This window comes from Nonomuraea sp. B208, from assembly GCF_057536035.1.
Genome location: NZ_BAAJOU010000021.1, coordinates 873,261 through 892,377 on the forward strand (window position 1 = coordinate 873,261; position 19,117 = coordinate 892,377).

Annotated in this window: 13 protein-coding genes; 10 read left to right on the plus strand and 3 right to left on the minus strand. The window is 71.6% G+C overall.

Annotated features, from left to right (window positions below):
- The first annotated feature begins 49 nt into the window (after positions 1-49).
- A complete protein-coding gene (locus AC27IY_RS21120; RefSeq protein ID WP_487178930.1) occupies positions 50-745 on the plus strand; it encodes a leucine-rich repeat domain-containing protein in 696 nt (231 codons plus the stop codon).
- A 134-nt stretch (positions 746-879) separates the two neighbouring features.
- Here AC27IY_RS21120 and AC27IY_RS21125 read toward each other — a convergent pair whose 3' ends face one another.
- Complete coding sequence (locus tag AC27IY_RS21125) at positions 880-1,893, minus strand: LacI family DNA-binding transcriptional regulator (RefSeq protein ID WP_344211480.1); 1,014 nt, start codon at positions 1,891-1,893, stop codon at positions 880-882.
- Positions 1,894-2,003: 110 nt separating this feature from the next.
- Here AC27IY_RS21125 and AC27IY_RS21130 point away from each other — a divergent pair, with 110 nt between their 5' ends.
- The 6 genes from AC27IY_RS21130 to AC27IY_RS21155 all read left to right on the plus strand — a co-directional run bounded on the left by AC27IY_RS21130 (position 2,004) and on the right by AC27IY_RS21155 (position 12,872).
- Positions 2,004-3,275 (plus strand): ABC transporter substrate-binding protein, encoded by a 1,272-nt coding sequence (locus tag AC27IY_RS21130; RefSeq protein WP_487178931.1) that lies wholly within the window; start codon positions 2,004-2,006, stop codon positions 3,273-3,275.
- A complete protein-coding gene (locus AC27IY_RS21135) occupies positions 3,272-4,186 on the plus strand; it encodes a carbohydrate ABC transporter permease (protein ID WP_487178932.1) in 915 nt (304 codons plus the stop codon). The genes AC27IY_RS21130 and AC27IY_RS21135 overlap by 4 nt, the downstream gene beginning before the upstream one ends.
- Complete coding sequence (locus AC27IY_RS21140; RefSeq protein ID WP_364455577.1) at positions 4,183-4,947, plus strand: carbohydrate ABC transporter permease; 765 nt, start codon at positions 4,183-4,185, stop codon at positions 4,945-4,947. Before AC27IY_RS21135 ends, AC27IY_RS21140 begins: the two co-directional genes overlap by 4 nt.
- Entirely contained in the window at positions 4,940-6,751 is a 1,812-nt protein-coding gene (locus tag AC27IY_RS21145; protein WP_371249683.1) for a glycoside hydrolase family 127 protein, read from the plus strand. The genes AC27IY_RS21140 and AC27IY_RS21145 overlap by 8 nt, the downstream gene beginning before the upstream one ends.
- 2 nt (positions 6,752-6,753) lie before the next feature.
- On the plus strand, positions 6,754-10,722 hold the full coding sequence (locus tag AC27IY_RS21150) for an Ig-like domain-containing protein (RefSeq protein WP_487178933.1): 3,969 nt from the start codon (positions 6,754-6,756) through the stop codon (positions 10,720-10,722).
- Between the two features lie 95 nt (positions 10,723-10,817).
- Positions 10,818-12,872: a sensor histidine kinase gene (locus tag AC27IY_RS21155; protein WP_487178934.1), complete on the plus strand. Its 2,055-nt coding sequence runs from the start codon at positions 10,818-10,820 to the stop codon at positions 12,870-12,872.
- Positions 12,873-12,907: 35 nt separating this feature from the next.
- Here AC27IY_RS21155 and AC27IY_RS21160 read toward each other — a convergent pair whose 3' ends face one another.
- Positions 12,908-14,518: a cellulase family glycosylhydrolase gene (locus AC27IY_RS21160; protein WP_487178935.1), complete on the minus strand. Its 1,611-nt coding sequence runs from the start codon at positions 14,516-14,518 to the stop codon at positions 12,908-12,910.
- A 111-nt stretch (positions 14,519-14,629) separates the two neighbouring features.
- Positions 14,630-15,286 (minus strand): TetR/AcrR family transcriptional regulator, encoded by a 657-nt coding sequence (locus AC27IY_RS21165; protein WP_487178936.1) that lies wholly within the window; start codon positions 15,284-15,286, stop codon positions 14,630-14,632.
- A 95-nt stretch (positions 15,287-15,381) separates the two neighbouring features.
- Between AC27IY_RS21165 and AC27IY_RS21170 the strand changes: the two genes are divergently transcribed.
- The 3 genes from AC27IY_RS21170 to AC27IY_RS21180 are packed head-to-tail and all read left to right on the plus strand — an operon-like array spanning position 15,382 to position 19,087.
- On the plus strand, positions 15,382-15,831 hold the full coding sequence (locus tag AC27IY_RS21170) for a (2Fe-2S)-binding protein (protein ID WP_487179115.1): 450 nt from the start codon (positions 15,382-15,384) through the stop codon (positions 15,829-15,831).
- Entirely contained in the window at positions 15,828-16,895 is a 1,068-nt protein-coding gene (locus AC27IY_RS21175; protein ID WP_487178937.1) for an FAD binding domain-containing protein, read from the plus strand. The genes AC27IY_RS21170 and AC27IY_RS21175 overlap by 4 nt, the downstream gene beginning before the upstream one ends.
- The gene (locus tag AC27IY_RS21180; protein WP_487178938.1) at positions 16,892-19,087 is read left to right on the plus strand and encodes a xanthine dehydrogenase family protein molybdopterin-binding subunit; all 2,196 of its coding nucleotides are present in this window, start codon (positions 16,892-16,894) and stop codon (positions 19,085-19,087) included. Before AC27IY_RS21175 ends, AC27IY_RS21180 begins: the two co-directional genes overlap by 4 nt.
- Positions 19,088-19,117: the final 30 nt, after the last annotated feature.

Here is a 19,117-nt window from a genome sequence, read left to right on the forward strand (position 1 = left end):
TGGCGCAGGGCGAGCCCAGGCGCGCGAGTGGACAAGGAAAAAAGAGATCATGATGGACTCCGAGGAAGGCCAGGCGATCGCCGCCACACGGATAACCGAGTGCTCGGAGGACGGATCAACCGACCTCGACCTGCGCCGTCTCCAGCTGAGCACGGTGCCCGGGTCACTCGCCCAGCTCACCGCGCTCGAACGGCTCAACCTGGGCGGCAATCAGTTGACCGTTCTGCCTGAGTGGCTGGGGAACCTCACCGCTCTCACCGAGCTCAACGTGGGCGGTAATCAGTTGACTGTTCTGCCCGAGTCTTTGAGGAACCTCACCGCCCTCACCGTGCTCAACGTGGCCAGTAATCAGTTGACCGTTCTGCCCGAGTCCTTGAGGAGCCTCACCGCCCTCGAATCGCTCGGCCTGTACGGGAACCGGCTGACCGTTCTGCCTGAGTGGCTGGGGAACCTCACCGCTCTCACCGACCTCAACGTGGCCGGTAATCAGTTGACCGTTCTGCCCGAGTCCTTGAGGAACCTCACCGCCCTCGAAGCGCTCGACCTGGCCGGCAATCAGTTGACTGTTCTGCCCGAGTCCTTGAGGAACCTCACCGCCCTCGGTTGGCTCGACCTGTACGACAACCGGCTGACCGTTCTGCCCGAGTGGCTGGGCGACCTGCCCGCTCTCACCGGGCTCAACCTGGATGGCAACTATCTGACCGCTCTACCCGAGTCCTTGAGGCGCCTCCTCGATGTCGACTAGGAACGCCCTGAAGATCTTGGTCGTCGCGCCAGGCGGGAAATGCCCGGCATGAAAAGGCCCCGCCGATCCCAGAGGACGGCGGGGAGCAATGAAGCGAGCATGCCTCGACGCCCAAAGATCAACGCTCCCAGGGGTCAGGAGATGCCGGGTGGGGAGGTGGAGTCGCGGATGACGAGTTGGCAGGGCATCTTGTGGACGCCGGGCGTCGCCTTGCCGTCGATCGCGGCGAACAGGTGCTGGGCCGCGGTCCGGCCCAGTGACTCGAGGTTCATGTCCACGGTCGTCAGCGCCGGCCGGGTCTCCGTGGACAGGACCTCCCAGTTGTCGTAGCCGACGACCGCGATGTCGTCGGGCACCCGCCGGCCGCGTTCGCGGGCGGCCTCGACGAAGCCGGCGGCGATCTGGTCGCTGCCACAGAAGACGGCGTCGATCTCGGGCTCGGACATCAGCAGCATCTCGGCGGCGTGCCGGCCCCAGCGTTGCGACCACGGGCCGGAGAGGGTCTGGCCGGCCTGGGGGAGGCCCGCCGCCTCCAGGGCGAGGCGGGCGCCCTCCTCGCGGTCGCGGGCGGCCTTGTAGTGGGTGGGGCCGGTGACGTGGGCGATGCGGCGGCGGCCGAGGGCGAGCAGGTGGTTGACGGCCATGGCGGCGGCGCCCACGTCGTCGGGCACGAACGAGACGTCCTCCGGGTCGTCGGAGGGCCCGTAGGCGTAGACGACCGGCACCGGCAGGTCCTTGCTCACGGACGGCCGCGGGTCGGTGCTCTCGCCCACGACGATGAGCCCGTCCACCCGGCGTGACAGCAGCGCCCGCAGGTGGTGCTGCTCCCTGATGGCGTCGCCGCGGGCGTCGCAGAGCAGCACGGCCATCTCGCCGGCTCCGAAGGCGTTCTCGGCGCCGAGCAGCACCGGGATGCCGAACCGGCCGACGCTGTCGGAGGTCAGCAGCCCGACCGTGCGCGTCTGGCCGGACAGCAGCCCTCTGGCGAGGGCGTTCGGCTGGAAGGAGAGCTGGGCCGCGGCGGCGAGCACCCGCTCGCGCGTGGCGGCGCGTACGTCCTGCCGCCCGTTCAGCGCCTTGGACGCCGTGGCGATCGACACCCCCGCCAGCGAGGCCACATCGTTGATGGTCGCCCGCTTAGTCGCCATGCTTCGAAACCCTTTTCGGTCGCTGTGAACTGCTTAGCACCCTAGCACCCATTGACAGAGGTCCGTGTTTCTTCTACGTTTCCGAAAACCTTTAAGTCCAGGAGCACAACATGAGACGAAGGCTGGCCGGGATCTCCCTTCTCGGTGTGTTAGCGCTCACGGCCGCGGCCTGCGGAAACGGCGGGAACGGCGGCGACGGCGGCGCCCAGGAGGCGGGCCCCGTCACGATCACGATGTGGACCCGCGCCGCCACCCAGACCCAGAGCGAGCGGCTGGTCCAGCAGTACAACAAGACCCATAAGAACCAGGTCAAGCTCACCGTCATCCCGACGGACAACTATCAGCCGCGCATCGCCGCCGCGGCCGGGGCCAAGCAGCTCCCCGACGTGTTCGCGGCCGACGTCATCTTCGTCCCGAACTACACCTCCCAGGGTCTGTTCCTGGACATCACCGACAGACTGGCGGCTCTGCCGTACAAGGACAAGCTCGCCCCCTCGCACATCAAGCTGGGCACGCTCGACGGCCGCATGTACACGCTGCCGCACACCCTCGACCTGTCGGTCTGGTTCTGGAACAAGGACCTGTACGAGAAGGCCGGCCTCGACCCCGAGCAGGGCCCGAAGTCGCTGAAGGAGTTCGCCCAGCAGGCCACCGCCGTCCAGGAGAAGCTGGGCAAGGACGGCAAGGTCCACGGCACGTTCTTCGGCGGCAACTGCGGCGGCTGCTACGTCTTCACCTTCTGGCCCTCCGTCTGGGCGGCCGGCGGCCAGGTCATGAACGCCGAGGGCACCCAGTCGCTCAACGACCAGCCCGCCATGACCGAGGTCTTCAAGATCTGGCGCGAGCTGTACGAGAAGAAGGTCACCGGCCCTACCGCCAAGGAGGAGCAGGGCCCGACCTGGACGGGCTTCTTCCCGAAGGGCGAGATCGGCGTCATGCCGATGCCCTCGACCACGCTCGGCCTGATGCCGAAGGACATGAAGATCGGCGTCGCCCCGATCGCCGGCCCCGACGGCGGCGAGTCGACGTTCGTCGGCGGCGACTCGATCGGCATCAGCTCCACCACCAAGAACGCCGACGCCGCCTGGGAGTTCCTGTCCTGGACGGTCGGCGACGAGGCCCAGGTCGAGGTCATGGCCAAGAACAAGGACGTGCTCGCGCGCACCGACCTGGCCGGCAACAAGTACTCGTCCGAGGACCCGCGCGTGGTGCTGATCAACTCGCTGGTGGCCAAGGGCCAGACCCCGTTCGCCCTGCGCTTCGGCCAGACCTTCAACGACCCGCAGGGCCCGTGGCTGCGCTACGCCCGTGAGGCCGTCTTCGGCGACGCCTCCAAGCTCCCGCAGTTCAACGCCGAGATCACGAAGTCCCTGCAGCAATGACCCTGACGATGACCCGTTCCGGGCGGCGGGCGGCCCACGGCGCGCCCTCCGCCCGGTGGCGGAGCAGGAAGATCCAGGGCTGGCTGTACGCGGCCCCGACGGCCGTCATCGTGGGCGTGCTCTTCGTCGCGCCCCTGGTGCTGGTGGTCTGGATGTCGCTCAACCGCTGGCCCCTGCTCGGCGCCCCGGCGTTCAACGCCCCGGACAACTACACCAAGATCGCCGACAACCCGCTCTTCGTCGACGCGGTGCTCTTCACGCTGAAGTACACCGCCCTCACCACCGTCCTGCTGTCGGCGGTGGCGCTCGGGCTGGCCCTGCTCGTGCAGGACCGCAGGCCGGGCATCGGGTTCTTCCGCACCGCGTTCTTCCTGCCGGGCGCGGTCGGCTTCGCGGCGGCGGGCCTGCTGTTCTACGGCATGCTGAACAACGACTTCGGCCCCATCGACCCGATGCTCCAGGCCATCGGCCTCACCAGCGAGCCGGTCAAGTGGATCGGCACCCCGAACATGGCGCTGTTCTCCACGATCACGCTGGTGATCTGGCGCTTCGCCGGGTTCAACATGCTCATCCTGCTCACCGGCCTGCAGGCCATCCCGACCGAGGTGTACGAGGCCGCCCGCAGCGACGGCGCCAACCGCCGGCAGATCTTCACGAGGATCACCCTGCCGCTGCTGCGCCCGACGCTGGCCCTCATGCTCATCCTCAGCGTGACGGGCTCGCTGCTCGCCTTCGACCAGTTCTTCGTCTTCACCAACGGCGGCCCGGACAACAGCACGGTGTCGATGGTCATGGTCGTCTACCGGGACGCCTTCTTCCGTTTCGACCTCGGCGGCGCGGCGGCGCTGTCGGTCGTGCTGCTCGTGGCCCTCGTCGGCCTCAACACGTTCATGATGCGGAGGCTGCGATGAGCCGCTATCTCACGCTGTCGGCGCTGGCGGTGCTGTTCCTGTTCCCCCTGGTGTGGAGCGGTTGGGCGTCGCTGGAGGACCCGTCCAACTACCTGGAGATGGCCGGCTTCGGCGAGGGCCTCGGCACGTACGCCACCAACAGCGTCCTTGTCTCCGTCATGACCGTGGCTGGCACGCTGGTCGTCTCGGCGCTCGGCGGCTACGGCTTCGCCCGCTTCGACTTCCCCGGCAAGAACGTGCTGTTCCTCGCCACGCTGGCGATCCTCATGGTGCCGTACGCGACCATCCTCATCCCGCTCTACGTGCTGCTCGGCTACCTCGGCCTGCAGAACTCGCTCGTCGGGCTGTCGCTGGTGTTCGTGATGTTCCAGCTCCCGTTCGCGCTGTTCATGATGCGCAACGCGTTCGAGGCGCTGCCGCGCGAGCTGGAGGAGGCGGCGCTGGTGGACGGCTGCGGCACGTTCCGCGCCTTCTCCGGCATCCTGCTGAAGGCCGTGCGGCCGGCGCTGATCACGGTCGGGCTGTTCGCCTTCCTCGCTTCGTGGAACGACTTCTTCGCGCCGCTCATCCTGCTCAACGACGGCGCGTCGTTCACGCTGCCGGTGGCCGTGGTCAGCATGACGCAGCGCACGTTCGGCGCCGTCGACTACGGCATGCTCCAGGCCGGCGTCATGGTCATGGCCATCCCCTGTCTCGTCCTGTTCATCGTGCTGCAGCGCCACTACGTGCGCGGATTCATGTCAGGAGCTCTGCGTGGCTAATCCCGTCCTGCCCTCATCGGGCGTCCTGTCCCCCCTCGGCCTCGACGCGGTACGCCTCTCGCCCGGTTTCTGGGGCGACCGGGTGGCGCTCAACCGCGAGGTCACGATCGCCCACTGCCAGGAATGGGAAGAGCGCGAAGGCTGGATCGGCAACTTCCGGGGCGAGCGCCCGAGACGGGGCCGCGAGTTCAGCGACTCGGAGATCTACAAGCTGCTGGAGGCCATGGCCTGGGCCGACCATCCGGGGCTGCCCGCGCTGGCCGAGATCGTGGCGGGCGCGCAGGAGGGCGACGGCTACCTCAACACCCGCTGGACCGGCAGCCGCTACACCGACCTGGAGTGGGGCCACGAGCTCTACTGCTACGGCCACCTCATCCAGGCCGGGGTGGCCCGGCTGCGCACGCACGGCGAGGACACGCTGACCAGGGTCGCGGTGCGGGCCGCCGACCACGTGTGCCGCCGCTTCATGGAGGGCACGCAGACCTGCGGGCACCCGGTGATCGAGATGGCGCTGGTCGAGCTGTACCGGGCGACGGGGACCGAGCGCTACCTGGAGATGGCCCGCCGCTTCGTCGAGCGCCGCGGCCTGCCCGCGCTCGCCGACATCCCCTTCGGCCGCGCCTACTACCAGGACGACCAGCCGGTACGGCAGGCCCAGGTGTTCCGCGGCCACGTCGTACGGGCCCTCTACCTGGCCTCCGGCGTCGTGGACGTGGCCGTCGAGACCGGCGACGAGGAGCTGCTGAAGGCGGTCGAGGCGCAGTGGGAGCGCACGGTCGCCCGGCGTACGCACCTGACCGGCGGCATGGGCTCGCGCCACACGGACGAGTCGTTCGGCGAGGACTACGAGCTGCCGCCCGACCGGGCCTACAACGAGACCTGCGCGAGCATCGCCTCCGTCATGCTGTCCCACCGGCTGCTGCTGGCGACCGGCGACGTGCGCTACGCCGACCTGGCCGAGCGGACGCTCTACAACATGCTGGCGACCGGCGTCGCGCTGGACGGCCGCTCGTTCTTCTACGCCAACCCGCTGCAGGTGCGGGTGCCCGCCGTGCCGCTCGACGGGGTGAACCACGGCCCCGAGGGCGGGCTGCGCTCGCCCTGGTTCGACGTCGCCTGCTGCCCGAACAACATCGCCCGCACGCTGGCCTCGCTGCCCGCGTACGTCGCCACCGCCACGGCGGACGGCATCCAGATCCACCACCCGACCCCGGCCGAGATCAGGCACGGGGAGCTCGCGGTCAAGGTGGAGACCGGCTACCCGTGGGACGGCGCGGTGACCGTGCGGGCGCTGACCGGCGGCAGGGGCAGGATCGCTCTGCGCGTCCCGGCCTGGGCGGAGGGCGCGCGGCTCACGCACCGCGGCGAGGTCCGCGAGGTCGCCCCCGGCTACGCCGTCGCGGACGGCCCCTGGCGGACCGGCGACGAGCTGCGACTGGAGCTGCCGATGGCGCCGCGCTGGACGTTCCCCGACCGGCGCGTGGACGCGCTGCGGGGCAGCGCCGCCGTGGAGCGCGGGCCGCTGGTCTACTGCGCGGAGTCGGTGGCCGACGAGCCGCCGCTCGGCGACCTCGCCGCCCGCGTGGCCCCGCCCGTGGAGCACCACGTGGACGGGGTGGTCGAGCTGGAGGTCGCCGCGTCGCTCGGCGGCGGCAGCGAGCCGCCGGGCTGGCCGTACGGCCACGAGCCGGACGGGCGTCCTTCGGGTGCGGACGCCGGTCTGCGGCTGGTGCCGTACCACCGGTGGGGCAATCGCGGCCCCGCGACCATGCGGGTCTGGCTGCCGGTCGGGGCCGGGGAGTGACCATGCGGAAGATGGCGCTGCTCACCGTGCTGGCGCTCACGGTCTCGCTCATGACCTCGCCCGCGGCGGCGGCCCCCGACCTGGGGATGCCGGTGTTCACGGGCGACGACCCGGTGCCCGACGAGCCGGTCGGGTACGACCCGCGGCGGATGATGAAGGCGATCTACGCCAAGGAGAAGGGCGGCGACTCGTACTGGATCGACCGGATGCTCGCCCGGCCGGGGGACGACCCGGCGGGGACGTGGCTGATGTCGCGCGGGCGGGCGCTGTTCATGAAGACGCACGATCCGGCGAAGCTCGGGTTCGGCGGGGCGGTCGCGTACTGGGAGAGCATCGACGACCGGGACGCCTACACCATCTCGCTGGGCACGGCGCTCGCCGAGGACGTGCCGAAGCGGCTGCAGATGCCGAGCCACTGGAGCGGCGTCTACACCGGTGACGGCCTGTCGGTCGGCGTCAAGAAGTTCGTCACCGCCGAGAACGTGGCCGTCACCACCCTGGAGATCACCAACACCGGGACGGCCGCGCGGAGCGTCCCGGTCACCGTGACCTCGCCGTACGCGCGGACCGCCGACGGCGAGCGCGAGCTGACCGGCGTCGTCGCGGCGAGGAACAAGCTGACCACGATCTTCCCGAGGCTGAGCGGCGACGGGCTCAAGGCGGCCGGCGGCGAGCTCAAGGGCACGCTCACGGTCGGCCCCGGCCGGACCGTCCGCACGAAGGTGCAGATGGGCTTCGTCACCGAGGAGCTGCCGGGCTCGCGCGCCGAGTACGACGCCTACCGGGACCGCTCGCCGCAGCAGGCGCTGCGCCGCCAGCTCCAGGACTACAACGCCTGGTGGGCGGAGAACCTGCCGTACATCGACGTGCCCGACGAGAACATCAAGAAGTTCGTCTACTACCGCTGGTGGCTGATGCGCTTCAACTTCCTCGACGCCGACATCCCGGGCAACGACTTCCAGTTCCCGACGTCGGTCGAGGGCGCGCTCGGCTACAACAACGCGATCGTGCTGACCGTGCCGATGTTCGTGCAGGACCTGAAGTACCTGCGCGACCCGATCTACTCGTACGGGCCGTGGGTGTCGGCGGGCGAGGTGTCGCGCAACTCGAAGTACACCGACAACCCGGGCGACCCGGAGAACTGGTCGAACAGCTACACGCAGTACATCTCGGCCGCCGCCCTGGAGAGCTACCAGATCCACGGCGGGCAGCCCGCGATCCTGCGCAACCTGGCCCGCTACGCGGAGAAGGACGTACGCGGCCAGCTCGCCGCCTACGACTCCAACGGCAACGGCGTCATCGAGTACGACTGGGAGGCGATGACCGGCAACGACGCCGACGCCGTCTCCTTCCACTACTACGACCGGGCCAACGAGCGGCTGGAGGGCGCCTACGTCCACGCCAACGCGATGGCGGCGGCGCAGGCGTACGAGCTGAGCGGCGACCAGGCGAAGGCCGCCGAGCTGCGCGCCGTGGCCGACAAGGTGAAGAACGGCATCCTCACCCTGCTCTGGGACGAGCAGGACAAGCTGTTCAAGCACCGCGACCTGCAGACCGGCAACCTCATCCCCTGGAAGGAGTCCAACAACTACATCCCGTTCGCGACCGGCCTGGTGCCCGCCGACGACCCGAAGTACCGGGAGGCGCTGCGGCTGTGGGCCGACCCGGCGGAGTACCCGATCTTCCCGGCGTACACCGCCAACCAGAAGGACAAGGCCGAGGCGGCCGCCCAGGGCAAGCCGGGCTCGAACAATTTCTCGCAGATCAACTCGACGCGGAACTTCGCGCTGTTCTCGAAGGCGCTGCGCGAGTACGCCTCGCCGTACCTGACGGCCGCGCAGTACAAGCAGCTCCTCTACTGGAACGCCTGGTCGCAGTACGTCGGCGGCGACACCCGCTACCCCGACGCCAACGAGTTCTGGGCGGACTGGAAGCCGGACACCAGGACGATCGGCTACCGCTCCTGGATCCACCACACGATCCTGGGCAGCAGCAACTGGACGGTCATCGAGGACGCCATGGGCCTGCGCCCGCGCTCGGACGGCAAGGTCGAGCTGTGGCCGGTGGACATCGGCTGGGACCACTTCACCGTCAACGGCGTCGACTACCGGGGCGACGACCTCACCATCGTCTGGGACAAGCCCGGCGACGGGACCACACACTACGCGGGCGTGCCCGAGGGCTACTCGATCCTCGTGAACGGCAAGCGCAAGGTCACCCTGCCGGAGCTCAGGCACGCGATCTGGGACCCCCGGACCGGCCAGGTCGAGGGCGCCGTCGCCACGCACGCGGAGAAGGCCCCGTCCATGAAGGCGCCGACCCAGGTGGAGCTGGAAGGCGAGCGCGTCACCGACCTGTTCCAGAAGGCCGGCGTGGACCTGCGCTCCACCCGGCCGAACCTGGTCGCCTTGGCCACCGCCGCCTCCGGCGACGCGACCGGGGCCGCCGACGGGTTCACGATCAACGAGCCGTACTGGGGCGGCGGCGAGTGGCTGGAGACCGACCTCGGCGGGCGGCGCAAGGTGGACCTGGTCAGGCTCTACTTCTACGCCGACCGCAAGCGCTACGCCGAGCCCGCGGTCTACCGTGTCCAGTACCAGGACGCCGCCGGCGCCTGGAAGGACGTGCCCGGCCAGGCGCGCACCCCCGCCTACCCACGGGCGAACCTCAACGAGGTGCGCTTCCCGGCCGTCACCACCGCGAAGCTGCGGGTGCTGCCCACCGCCCGTCCGGGGCAGGCGGCCGGGCTGAAGGAGGTGCAGGCGTACCTGACCGGTCAGGGGGCCCGCCCGGCGGCCAACCGGGCGCCGTCCGTGCTGGCGGTGCCCGACACCGCCTTCAACCGGCCGGGCCAGGTCAGGATCGAGGCCGTGGTCGAGGACGACGGGCTGCCGTCGGGGACGCTCACCACGCAGTGGTCCAAGGTCGACGGGCCGGGGGAGGCGTTCTTCGCCGAGCCGGCCGGGACGACCACCGTGGTCGCGTTCTCGGAGCCGGGGACGTACACGCTGAAGCTGACCGCGAGCGACGGCGCGAAGAGCGCCGCCGCGAGCGTCACCGTCACCGCCACCGCGCAGGGCGAGCGGGCGAACGTGGCCCCCTACGCCACGCCGACCGCCTCCTACACCTCGCCGTGGGAGAAGGTCACCGCGATCAACGATGGCATCGACCCGCCGAGCTCGAACGACGCCGCGAACCCGCGCTGGGGCACCTGGCCGCAGCAGGGCACGCAGTGGGTCCAGCTCGACTGGCCCGAGCCGGTCCGGCTGGACCAGGCCGAGGTGTACTTCTTCGACGACGGCGGCGGCGTGCGGGTGCCCGCCTCCTGGCAGCTCCAGTACTGGAACGGCACCGCCTTCGCCGACATCCCGGGCACGTACCCGGTCGCCGCCGACGCCTACAACGCGGTCTCCTTCGACGCGGTCACCACCTCGCGCCTGCGCGTGCGGATGGAGGCCGGCGGGGCCTCGGTCGGGCTGCTGGAGGTCAAGGCGTACGCGGTGCCGCCCGACGCGGTCCGCCCGGTGCACGTCCCCACCCTGGCGGGCGTGCTGCCGGAGCTGCCCGCCACGGTCGAGACCACGTACGCGGACGGCGGGCGCGGCCGGGCCGCGGTCACCTGGCAGCAGGTCACGCCCGCCCAGGTCGCGACCGGCGGCCGGAGCTTCACCGTCGCCGGGCTCGCCGAGGGCGTGCGCGGGGCGGTCGAGGCCACCGTGCACGTCCGGGTCAACGCCGCCGTGACCGTCACCTCGATCGCGGAGGAGAGCGTGACCACGCGTGCCGGGGTCGCGCCCGCCCTGCCCGGCACGGTGCTCGCGACCTTCAACGACGGCTCGAAGGACAGCTCGGTGCCGGTGACCTGGGAGGCGATCGACCCCGACAAGTACGCCAGGCCCGGCACGTTCACCGTGACAGGCCAGGTCCAGGGGACGACCTTGCCGGCGAAGGCGGCGATCACCGTCCAGTAGCGCCTATATTGTCCTGGCCCTATGGGTTCATGGGGCCAGGGCATAATGCGTTCTGCCCGGACCCCTCCTGCCGGGTCCGGAGGACGGAGGGCACAGTGAGCGGCCGACCCACCGACGACATCGAGAAGGCCGACCTCGGGAAGGCCACGCCCGCGCGGCTGGTCGCGATGATCATGGCCGCCGTCTCGCCGGTGCTCGGCGTAGCGTCCTGGCTGGTGTGGGCCGGGATGCCGGACGCGTGGACGCCGGCGCTCACCGCCTCCCCGCAGTCGGCGGTCGCGCTGACCTTCCCCGCCGTGGGCGCGTTCCTCATCGTGCACCGGCCGCGACTCAACATGGCCTGGCTCATGTGCGTCGGCGGGTTCGCGGCGGCGGTCAGCGACCTGTCGGACGCGCTGATGCTGCGCGCCGCCGCCTCGGGCGACCTGGCACTCGCCGGCTGGATGCGGTTACCGGCGAACGTCGGGTGGGCGGTGTGCGGGCTGACGCTCACCATGCTGCTGCCGCTGTACTCGCCCGACGGGCGGCTGCCGTCCCCGCGCTGGCGGGCGGCGCTGCTGCTCGGCTGGGCGTCGATCACGCTCACACTGGTCCGCAACACCTTCAAGGAGCCGCCGCCGGCGGCGGGCTACCTCTTCCCGGAGGTCATCCCCAACCCGCTGGCCGTGCCGGCGCTCACGCCCTATCTCGACACGCTGGCGGCGGTCGGCTGGACCGGCATCTACCTCGCCATGGCGCTGGCCGCGCTCTCGCTGGCGGTGCGGCTGCGCGGGGCCGACCCGGTGCTGCGGCGGCAGATCGGCTGGCCGCTGCTGGCCTTCACCGGCTACATCATCTTCCTGGTCGTCGCGGCCTTCACCCAGAAGTTCCTGTGGGCGGCGATCGTGTGGGCGGCGGTCATCCCGTTCGCGGTGGCGTTCTCGGTGATGCGCTACCGGCTCTACGGCATCGACACGGTGATCAGCCGCGCCTTCGTGGCGGCCGGCGTGGTGGCCGTGGTCAGCGCGGTCTATTTCGGCGCGGGCGCGCTGTCCAGCCTGGTGGTCTCCGGCTACGGCCAGGTCGCCGGGGTGGCCGCCGCGCTGTTCGCCGGGGCGTTCTTCCAGCCGCTGCGCCGCCTGCTCCAGCGGGTCGTGGACCGGATGCTGTACGGGTCCGTCGGCGACCCCGCCCTGCTCGCCGAGCGCCTCACCCAGGCCGTACGCCGCGGCGACCCGGCCAACGCGCTCACCGCCGTGGTCGGCGTGCTGCGCGACGGGCTCGCGGTCGAGGGCGTGGCCGTCGAGGTGGCCGACGGCGAGCCCCGCTACGTCGAGAGCGGCCGGGTCGGCGACAGCCCGCGCGAGGTGCCGCTCGTCTGGCACGGTGAGCGGGTGGGGCGGCTGCTCGTCGGGCCGCCGGGGCCGCGCAGGTTCCCGGCCGCGCACAACGAGCGGGTGCTGACCACGCTCACCCCGTACGCGGCCGACGTGGCCCACGCCGTCCGCATGGCCGCCGACCTGCAGCGTTCACGCGAGCGCATCCTCACCACGCGCGAGGAGGAGCGCCGCCGCCTGCGCCGCGACCTGCACGACGGGCTCGGCCAGACCCTCTCGGCCATGGCGATGACCATCAACATGGCCAGGCTCAGCCTCGCCGACTCCCCGGACACCGCCGACGAGCTGCTGCGCGAGCTGCACACCGGCATGGCCGCCGTCACCGGCGACATCCGCGAGCTGGTCTACGGCCTGCGCCCGCCCGCGCTCGACGACCTCGGCCTGGCCCGCGCCGTACGCGACCTCGCCGAGCGCTCGTCGCCGGGCATCACGGTCGAGGCGGAGGTCGAGGGCGACCTGAGCCGGCTGCCCGCCGCCGTCGAGGTGGCCGTCTACCGGATCGTCCAGGAGGCCCTGACGAACGTCCGCAAGCACGCGGCGGCCTCCAGCGCCCGGGTGGTGCTCCAGCGGGAGCGGTCGGGGCTGCGGGTGCTCGTCTCCGACGACGGCAAGGGGCTGCCCGAGTCCGTACGGTCGGGCGTCGGGCTCGGGTCGATGCGCGAGCGGGCGGCCGAGCTGGGCGGCATCTGCGTGGTGAGCGGCGAGCCGGGCGGGGGCACCCGGGTCGAGGTGATGTTCCCGCTGCTCACCGCTCCTTCCGAGGCTTTGGCGTGAGCCGGTCCTCGCCCGATGGCGAGGACCGGCCACGTTCAGGAGGCCGCGCAGGTGTAGGACGAGACCGTCGCGGTGTTGCCGCCCGGACGGGCCACCTGGAAGCCGAAGCCGGCCGAGCCGTTCGGGGCCAGGTTGCCGTTGTAGCCGGCGTTCTTGGCCGTGACCGTCTGGCCGCTGACGCTCACCGTGGCGTTCCACGAGCCGGCGAGGGTGTGGCCGGCGGGCAGGGTGAAGGTGACCGTCCAGCTGGTGGTGGCCGAGGTGCCGGTGTTGGTCACCGTGACCGGCTGCACCACGTAGCCGCCGCCCCACTGGCTCTGCACCGTCCCGGCCGCCGTGCAGCCGCCGCTCGGGCCGCCGCCCTGCTGGGTGGTGAACGTGGTCGTCGCGGAGGCCGCGGAGGTGTTGCCGGCGACGTCGCGGGCGCGTACGTACACCTGGTACTGCGTGGCGGCGGACAGGCCGGTCAGCGTGATCGAGTTGGTCGCCGACGTCCCGAGCAGCGGGTCGGTCGCGCCCTGCTCGCGGTAGACGTCGTAGCCCGCCACGCCGGAGCCGCCGGTGTCGGTGGAGGCCGTCCAGGACAGGGTGGCGCCGGAGGAGGTGACGTTCGCGGCCGACGGCGTGCCCGGCGTGGTCGGCGGGGTCGTGTCGGTGCTGCCGCCGCTGAAGAACGTGGCCTCGCGCGAGGTGGCCGCGATGCCGTTCGCGCCGTTGAAGATGCGCTGGCCCCAGGAGGTGAGCTGGGCGGGGTCGAAGTTGGTGACCATGTCGAGGTACTCGACGCCGCCGCCGTTGCCGCTCCACGACCAGCCGATGTAGCCGAGGGCCCGCTGCTGGGCCTGGGCCATGATGGTGTCCTCGTCGGGGTTGCCGTCGGAGTGGTTGAAGCCGAACTCGCCGATGATCAGCGGCAGGCCCGCGCTCTGGAAGGCGTCGAGATAGGCGGTGATCTCGGCGGCCGTGTCGAAGACGCCGTACATGTGGATGGCGAAGACGGTGTTGTGCTGCGGGTCGGCGGCGGCCACGGTGGCGGCGTTGTCCCGCATGGTGAACTGCCAGTCCTGGCCCCAGTTCGGCGCGTCCACGACGAGCAGGTGCTGGAAGCCGAGGGTGCGCATCCGGGCGATGGCCGAGGAGGTGGCGCTGGTCCAGCCGGAGACGTTGTTGTTGCCGTACGGCTCGTTGCCGATGTTGATGATGATGAAGTCCTCGGTGCCGGTGAGCGCGCTCTTCACGCTGTTCCAGTAGGTGACGGCCTGGTCCAGCGTGTACGCGCCGCTCTGCTCGCCGTAGCCCGTGGTGTCGTGGTTTTCGAGCACGCAGATTAACCGGTTCTGCCTGCACAGCGAGACGACGTTGGCCACGTCGGAGGCGGCGTTCGGCGTCCACCGGCCGCCGCTCAGCACCACGCGGACGGTGTTGGCCTTCAGCGCCTTGATGTTGGCGAAGGAGCTCGTCTGGCTCGTGTACCACGTGTGCGCGTGGCTGACGCCGCGCATCACGAACGCGTTCCCGTTGGCTTCCACGATCTTGGTGCCGCTGACCCGCAGCCCGACCGCGGCGTGCGCGGGGGCAGGGGCGGCGAGCATCGAGACGAGGAGCGACAGGAACGCCGCCGCCACGAGCCCGATGGGTTTCCTCATGGGGGTCCCTTCTCCAGTGTTAACCGGTTAGGCACACCGTGCTGGGAAACCGCCGTCATGTACAGCAATCGGCCGCCGCGGCGGCGTATGCGCTGGACGCCGCTGAAACTTTCAGCTCTCCCGCAGCGCGGGCAGCCCGGCCGCGATGGCGCGCAGCCCGCGCACGAGCGTCGGCACGAACGGCGGGCACGAGGCGGCCAGCTCGGGGTCCTGGGCGTAGACCTGGAGCAGGACGGGGGAGGGGTTGGCGGCCGGGTGGAGCACCCCGGCCAGGCCCGCGGCGGCCGCGGCGAGTTCGAGCCCTTCGGTCGGGGTGAGGCCGGCGGCGGGCGCGATGCGGGCGCCGAGCTCGGTCACGGTGTCGACCACGGTGCGCTTGAAGGCGTGCGCGGCCGGGACGGAGACGTTGTGCTCCAGGCTGGTGGAGGTGTTGCCGAGCAGGTCGCAGAAGAGGGGACGGGCGGCGAGCGTCTCGGCCAGCGCCGTGACGACCGCGTCGGGGTCCGTGGTGTCCGGGAGGCGTGCCGTGACCGCCTCCGCCCAGGAACGCCACTCCTCGGCGGCGAGCTGGAGGTAGATTTCCTCACGGGTGCCGAAATAGCGCACGATGTTGGACTTCGCCAGGCCCACCGCCTCCGCGACCGCCCCCAGGCTGACCGTGCGCACGCCGGAGGCGGCGGCGAGCTCGCGGGCGGCGTCGAGGATCGCCTGCCGCCGCTGCTCCTTGTGCTCAGGCCGCCTGGCCCGGAGGAATGCCGATCGCGTCATGTCGCTGCCAGCATACTGGCGGCACTTAAAAGAACAACGTTCTCTTGTTAGGCGGACACCGTTCTGTTAGCGTCCCCGTCGTGACCGAGATACGGATGCGGGTGAACGGCGCCGAGGAGAAGCTGGACGCCGAACCCTGGGTGAGCCTCGCCGACCTGCTGCGCGACCGCCTGGGCCTGACCGGGGTGAAGAAGGGCTGCGACCAGGGCGCGTGCGGCGCGTGCACGGTCCTCGCCGACGGCGTGCGGATCAACTCCTGTCTGGCCCTCGCCGTCCAGTACGACGGCAAGGAGATCACCACGATCGAAGGGGTGACCCCGCACCCCCTCCAGGAGGCGTTCGTCCGCCACGACGGGCTCCAGTGCGGCTACTGCACCCCGGGCCAGATCTGCTCGGCCATCGGCATGCTGGCCGAGCACGCCGCCTCCGGCGCGGACCCCGCCGCGCTCGACGAGGCCGAGATCAGGGAGCGCATGAGCGGCAACCTGTGCCGCTGCGGCACCTACAACGGCATCGTGGACGCGATCAAGGACGTGACCCGATGAGACCCTTCGCCTACCTCAAGCCCGCCGACGTGGACGAGGCCGTGCTGGCCGTGGCCGCCGACCCCGGCGCCCGCTTCCTCGGCGGCGGCACCAACCTGGTGGACCTCATGCGCGAGGGCATCGAACGCCCGGCCACCGTCGTGGACCTCACCGCGCTGCCCCTCGACGAGGTGCACGACCTGCCCGGCGGCGGCCTGCGGGTCGGCGCCCTCGTACGCAACAGCGCCCTGGCCGCCGACCGCCGCGTGGCCGCCCGCTTCCCGATGCTCTCCCAGGCCATCCTGGCGGGCGCGTCGGCGCAGCTGCGCAACATGGCCACCGTGGGCGGCAACCTGCTGCAGCGCACCCGCTGCCCGTACTTCTACGACCGCGAGTCGGCCTGCAACAAGCGCGAGCCCGGAGCCGGGTGCGACGCCATCGGCGGCTTCAACCGCTCCCACGCCGTGCTCGGCGGCAGCGACAGCTGCATCGCCACCCACCCGTCGGACATGTGCGTGGCGCTCGCCGCGCTCGACGCCGTCGTGGAGGCCCGCAGCGTGCGCGGCGTCCGGCGGATCCCGATCGCCGAGTTCCACCTGCCGCCCGGCGACACCCCGCACGTCGAGACCGCGCTGGCCGCCGACGAGCTGATCACGGCGGTCGAACTGCCGCCCTCGCCGGTCGCCGCCCGCTCCCGCTACCGCAAGGTGCGCGACCGGGCGTCGTACGCGTTCGCGCTGGTCTCCGTGGCCGCCGCGCTGGAGGTCACGGACGGCGTCGTCACCGACGTGCGCCTGGCGCTGGGCGGCGTGGCCACCACCCCGTGGCGGGCCAGGGAGGCCGAGCGGCTGCTGCTCGGCGGGCCCGCGAGCGAGGAGGCGTACCGGCGGGCCGCCGAGGCCGAGCTGGCGCCCGCCGACGTACGGCCCGGCAACGCGTTCAAGACCGGCCTGGCCCGCGCGACCGTCGTGGCCACGCTGCGCGACCTGGGGGAGGGGATCGCCGGGGTGCCGCGCGACCTGACCGACGAGGAGGGGATCGCCCGGATGCCGCGCGACCTGACCGACGAGGAGGGGACGGCATGACCACGACCGAGACCGAGCGCGCGACCGCCCCGGCCGCCTACGTCGGCAAGCCCGTCGACCGGGTCGACGGCCGGGCCAAGGTCACCGGCGAGGCCCGCTTCGCCGCCGAGCACCATTACCCCGACCTGGCCCACGCCGCCCTCGTCCACGCCTCCGTCGCGCGCGGCCGGATCACCGCGATCGACACGGCGGAGGCCAGGGCCGTGCCCGGTGTGATCGACGTCCTCACCCACGAGAACGCCCCGGCCATGAAGCCGCCGCCGAAGTTCACGCCGCTCGACCTCAGCACGTTCGTCTCGGCCACGTCCGTCAACTACCTGGCGACGGACGAGGTGCACTGGAACGGCCAGCCGGTCGCCGTCGTCGTCGCCGAGACCCCGCAGGCCGCCCGGCACGCCGCCGCCCTCGTCCGGCCGGTCTACCAGGAGCTGCCCGCCGTCCTCGACTTCGCCGCCGAGGAGCCGAACGCCGTGCCGCAGAAGGGCAACCTGCTGCAGGAGAGCGAGGCCGACAAGGGCGACGCCGAGGCCGCGCTGAAGGCCGCGCCGGTCACCGTGGACCTGCGTTTCACCACGCCGCCCTACCACCACAACGCCCTGGAGCCGCACGCCACGACCGCCGTCTGGGACGGCGACCGGCTCACCGTGCACGAGGGCACCCAGAACATCGCCTGGCTGCGCAAGCACCTGGCGACCCGGTTCGGCGTGCCGGAGAGTGGCGTCCGGGTGCTGGCGCCGTATGTGGGCGGCGGGTTCGGCGGCAAGGCCATGGTGTGGGCGGGGACGCTGCTCGCCGTGCTGGCCGCGCGGGCGGTCGGCCGCCCCGTACGCCTCGCGCTCAGCCGCGCGGCCGTCTACCACACGGTCGGCGGGCGCACCCCCAGCACGCAGCGGGTCGCGCTCGGCGCGGACGCCGACGGGCGGCTGACCGCGATCGTGCACACCAGCGTCTCCAGGACCGGGCGGATCGGCGGCATGCCCGAGCCGATCACCGCCGCCACCCGCCACCTCTACGCCGCCCCGAACATCCACCTGCGCCAGCACGTCGTCGAGCTCGACCTGCTGGCGAACACCGCCATGCGCGCCCCCGGCGAGGCCATCGGCACCTTCGCCATCGAGTCCGCGATGGACGAGCTGGCCTGGGAGCTCGGCCTCGACCCCGTCGAGCTGCGGCTGCGCAACGAGCCTGACCGTAATCCGGTGGACGGCAAGCGGTTCTCGCGGCGGCTGCTGCGGGAGGCGTACGCGCTCGGCGCCGAACGCTTCGGCTGGCGCGACCGCGACCCGCGCGCCGGGGCGACGCGGGACGGGCGGTGGCTGGTCGGGATGGGCGTCGCGACGGCCTACCACCCGGCGATGGTGCTGCCCGCGAACGTGAGCGTCCGGCTCGGCGCGGACGGCCGGGTCGTGGTGCGCTGCGGGCTGCAGGAGATGGGCATGGGCGCGGCGACCGTCCAGGCCCAGATCGCCGCCGACGAGCTGGGCGTGCCCCTGGAGTCGGTGCGGGTCGAGTACGGGGACTCCTCGCTCCCTGACGCGCCCGGCGCGGGCGGCTCGACGCAGACGGCCAGCATCGCGGCCGGGGTCGTGGCCGCCTGCGCCAAGCTGAAGCGGACGGTGCGGCGGCTGGGCCGGGGCGCTCCAGGAACGTACGCGGAGATCCTGGCCCGCGCCGGCCGCGACCATGTCACCGCCGAGGTGAAGGCCAACATGCCCGTGTTCATGATCCGGACGCTGCTGGAGCGGCGGCGCCTGGTGAAGGCCGCCTGCGGGGTGCACTTCTGCGAGGTGCGGGTGGACCGGGACACCGGCGAGATCCGGGTGTCGCGGTGGCTCGGGGTGTTCGACGTGGGCCGGATCGTCAACGCCAAGACGGCCGCCAGCCAGCTCCGGGGCGGGATCGTCATGGGGCTCGGGATGGCGCTGTCGGAGGAGACGCTGGTCGATCCGCGTACCGGCCGGATCATGAACCCGAGCCTCGCCGACTACCACGTGCCCGTGCACGCCGACGTGCCGCACATCGACGTGCACTATCTGGACGAGCCGGACCCGACCATGCCGCTGGGGCTGGTGGGGATCGGGGAGGTCAGCATCGCGGGGGTGGCGGCGGCGGTCGCGAACGCGGTCCGCCACGCCACCGGGGTGCGCGTCCTCGACCTGCCGATCACCCTCGACAAGGTGTTGCCGCGCTGAGACCCGCCCGGCCGGCTCAGGCCGTCCTGC

Bases quoted from the DNA above. Each gene is read 5' to 3' on its own strand.
- AC27IY_RS21130 (WP_487178931.1), top strand. From the start codon at position 2,004: ATGAGACGAAGGCTGGCCGGGATCTCCCTTCTCGGTGTGTTAGCGCTC.
- AC27IY_RS21150 (WP_487178933.1), top strand. From the start codon at position 6,754: ATGCGGAAGATGGCGCTGCTCACCGTGCTGGCGCTCACGGTCTCGCTC.
- AC27IY_RS21180 (WP_487178938.1), top strand. From the start codon at position 16,892: ATGACCACGACCGAGACCGAGCGCGCGACCGCCCCGGCCGCCTACGTC.
- AC27IY_RS21135 (WP_487178932.1), top strand. From the start codon at position 3,272: ATGACCCTGACGATGACCCGTTCCGGGCGGCGGGCGGCCCACGGCGCG.
- AC27IY_RS21160 (WP_487178935.1), bottom strand. From the start codon at position 14,518: ATGAGGAAACCCATCGGGCTCGTGGCGGCGGCGTTCCTGTCGCTCCTC.
- AC27IY_RS21125 (WP_344211480.1), bottom strand. From the start codon at position 1,893: ATGGCGACTAAGCGGGCGACCATCAACGATGTGGCCTCGCTGGCGGGG.
- AC27IY_RS21170 (WP_487179115.1), top strand. From the start codon at position 15,382: ATGCGGGTGAACGGCGCCGAGGAGAAGCTGGACGCCGAACCCTGGGTG.
- AC27IY_RS21165 (WP_487178936.1), bottom strand. From the start codon at position 15,286: ATGACGCGATCGGCATTCCTCCGGGCCAGGCGGCCTGAGCACAAGGAG.
- AC27IY_RS21140 (WP_364455577.1), top strand. From the start codon at position 4,183: ATGAGCCGCTATCTCACGCTGTCGGCGCTGGCGGTGCTGTTCCTGTTC.
- AC27IY_RS21175 (WP_487178937.1), top strand. From the start codon at position 15,828: ATGAGACCCTTCGCCTACCTCAAGCCCGCCGACGTGGACGAGGCCGTG.
- AC27IY_RS21120 (WP_487178930.1), top strand. From the start codon at position 50: ATGATGGACTCCGAGGAAGGCCAGGCGATCGCCGCCACACGGATAACC.